Annotated in this window: 2 protein-coding genes; both read left to right on the top strand. The window is 27.7% G+C overall.

The window, feature by feature from the left end; genetic code table 11:
- Positions 1-594 (top strand): condensation domain-containing protein (locus ACVYAD_RS24870; protein WP_476428274.1); only part of this gene is annotated, 594 nt, incomplete at its 5' end.
- Between the two features lie 806 nt (positions 595-1,400).
- Positions 1,401-3,562: non-ribosomal peptide synthetase (locus ACVYAD_RS24865; RefSeq protein ID WP_476428273.1), on the top strand; the 2,162-nt coding region annotated here is incomplete at its 3' end.

Raw genomic sequence — 3,562 nt, 5'->3', positions numbered from 1 at the left:
ATTCTTTTATCTAAATATAGCCAACAAGAAGATATAGTGATTGGTATTCCTATATCAGGAAGATTACATGAGGATATTGAAAATGTAATGGGGATGTTTGTAAATACTTTAGCTTTAAGAAATACTCCAAAAGGTAATAAAAAATATATAGATTTTTTAAATGAAGTAAAAGATAATTCACTAAAAGCATATGAAAATCAAAGTTATCAATTGGAAACTTTAGTAGAAAAATTAGCAATAGAAAGAGATACAAGTAGAAATCCATTATTCGATGCTATGTTTAGTATGATGGATACAACAACTGATATTAGTAATAGGATGGGGGATCTTGGATTTTACCAATACAATGAGGATAGAAAGGTATCCAAGGTTGATTTAACATTAGATGCTTTAGAAGAAGATAAAATAATAAAATTTAGTATGGAATATTGTTCGAAATTATTTAATAAAGGAACAATAGAAAAATTAGCTCAAGTTTATTTGGAAATTCTGAAATACATTACAGGTAATATAGATATATATTTAAATGAAATACAGCTTGAAATTTTTGAAGAAGGAGATCTGTTTTTGGGTGATTTAGAGTTTAATTTCTAGAAATACTGTTTATAAAATCTACATGTCAATGTAGTAATAGATTTTTAAAAACCGGCTGTTATTGATTATAGGTTGTACTTGCTCAGAGTGTTAGTGACACAAATAGGATGAAAGACGTGGATTTTTTGCGGGTTAGACCATGGAAATAAAACGTTGGGTAAGTTTCGTGTTCTACTCGTTGTTTTTGAAATGGAGAGGATGACTAAGTACAGGAAAGTGCTTATCTTCAAATTCACTCACTGTTTTGTGTTATTAACAGGATTGTATGATACCAATGAAGGGCTTCATTTAATCATGTGCTAGTTTAGATGTAAGTTCATAAACAACATCAAAGTTAATTGTAAGGAAGAGTACTTTCAGGAAACCGTGACCGGCCCTAACGAAGGATTTATTTAGTCTGGTAAAGAGGTTAGAGGACCATAATATAAATCATATCGAATGCACTAGGTCTTTTACTCTATGCAGTACAACAAGAGATCATTCCTAGAAACATAAAAATACTGATTTTCTGCAGTAATTTTTTACGTGAATCATTGGGTATCAACAAGCTAACAACCCAAATGGCATATAAAGCTTGTTGATATCCAATATTTGTGTTTTCACGTAACCTTAATATAGTCTGTTTAGTTACTGGACAATTGTTTGAACAATCTATTATAAAATAATTTTATGTTTATGATAGATTTCATGTTTTGAGATTGTGACACATAAAGAAACACAGGAAGCTTATTAAAAATTAAATCAAAAGGTTTAATATTAAAAAATAAAATGAGCTGTTAATAAGTAAATAAAGGATGGTGAGAGTTATGGAAAGTAATGAAAACAAGCTTGATAGCTATCAATTTTGGGTTAATGAATTAGAAAGTTCAATAGAAAGTGAAAAAATTTTAAATGATTATTATAGTGAAGAATATAAAAGTGATAGTTATTATAATGTTATAAATAAGGAGATTGGAGAGAAATTGAGGTACGTATGTAAAAATAACGAGTTGCTTATTTTTACATTTTTAGTATCAACAATGAAAATTAATTTATCTAAATATGTAAAAAGTAAATGCGTTACTATAGGCATTCCTTGTTATAGTACGAAAGGATCGCAAAAGTTTGTATTTAACAAAATACTTCCGTTAACATCTAATATAAACTATGAAAAAACTTACAAAGAATATATGCTTGAAATAAAAAATAAAATATCAGAAATATATGTAAATCAAAATTATTTAAATAGAGAAATATTATTAGAAACTTTAACATGTAAAGAAGTTATGGATTTAACTCCTATAAATATTTCTATGAAAAATCTACATGAAGAGAGATGTATTAAATATATATGTAAATCGAAAAAAAATGAAATTTCGTTTTTGTTCGAAATATTAGATAATGGTTCGATCAAAATAGGTGTTTTATATAATTTAAAGAAATTCTCTCAAAATACTGTTCACCAAATAACTAAAACTTTTATAAAAGTTTTAGATGAAGTAATAAACGATTATACTAAAAAAATTAAGGATATAGATATTCTATTTGATGATGACAGAAATAAAATATCTGAATTTAATAATAATACAGTAAATGATATAAATAAGACAATACATGAACTATTTGAACAGCAGGCTGAGAAATTAAAAGAAAATACTGCAGTGGTATTTGCAGAAAAAAAACTAACCTATAAAGAGTTAAATGAAAAATCAAACCAACTTGCTAGAAAATTAAGAGATAAAGGCATTAGTAATGGTTCAATAGTTCCGATAATGGTAGATAGATCATTAGAGATGATAATAGGAATGATGGGTATCTTAAAAGCAGGGGGAGCATACTTACCAATAGATCCAAGTTATCCAAGAGAAAGAATCGAATATATGTTAAATGATAGTGAAAGTAAAATTTTATTAAGTTCCGAAAGCTTAATAAAAGATTTAAAGTTTAATGGGGAAATTATAGACATATTTAAAATAGATTTGACTGCATTAGAGACTGAAAATTTAGTGAATATCAATGATCCATATAACTTCGCTTATGTTATTTATACATCAGGAACCACGGGTAACCCGAAAGGAGTAATGCTAAAACATTCAAGTCTACATAATTTCATAAGGTGTTTGAATAGGAGTTTTAATTCATCATTTGGATTCAATGATAAAATACTATCTTTAACTAATTATGTGTTTGACGTAAGTGTATGTGAGATTTTTATAGCTTTGACAAGTGGAGCAACATTAATTATAAATGATAAACACAAATCTTTTGATCCAATAGAAATAAGTAGGTTAATAGTCGAGAATGAGGTTACATTTACTTATATACCACCTTTATTATTGACGAATGTTTATGAGGAATTAAAAAAATATAAAAACAATGTTAAATTAAATAAACTATTGGTTGGAGTTGAATCCATAAGAGGGAAAACATTAAATAGTTTTTATAATTTGAATAAAGAAATAGAAATAATAAATGCATATGGACCAACTGAATCAACAATATGCTCAACTTTTTATAAGGTGAATGGAGATGAGGTTGAAGATAAGTTTGTACCAATAGGAAAACCAATTTCTAATACGAGAGTCTATATTTTGGATAACAATAAACTGGTACCAATAGGTGTACCAGGAGAGCTATGTATAGCTGGAGATGGACTTGCCTTTGGTTATTTAAATAAATCTGAATTAACCGCTGAAAAATTTGTAGAAAATCCATTTGAGCCAGGAAAGAAAATGTATAGAACAGGAGACCTGGCAAGATGGTTACCAGATGGAAATATCGAATTTTTAGGTAGAATAGATAACCAAGTTAAAATACGTGGATTTAGAATAGAGCTTGGAGAGATAGAAAATAGATTATTACAACATGACGATGTAAAAGAAACAGCCGTTGTAGTAATGGAAGGAAACGATACAGACAAATACATTTGTGCCTATATAGTAAGTGAGAAAGAACTGAAGGATTTAAATTTAAAGAACTATTTGGCAGA

It is taken from the genome of Lysinibacillus sp. G1-3 (assembly GCF_056322905.1).
The sequence above is the reverse complement of the archived record's forward strand: the minus strand, read 5'-3'. Positions and strand labels throughout refer to the sequence as shown.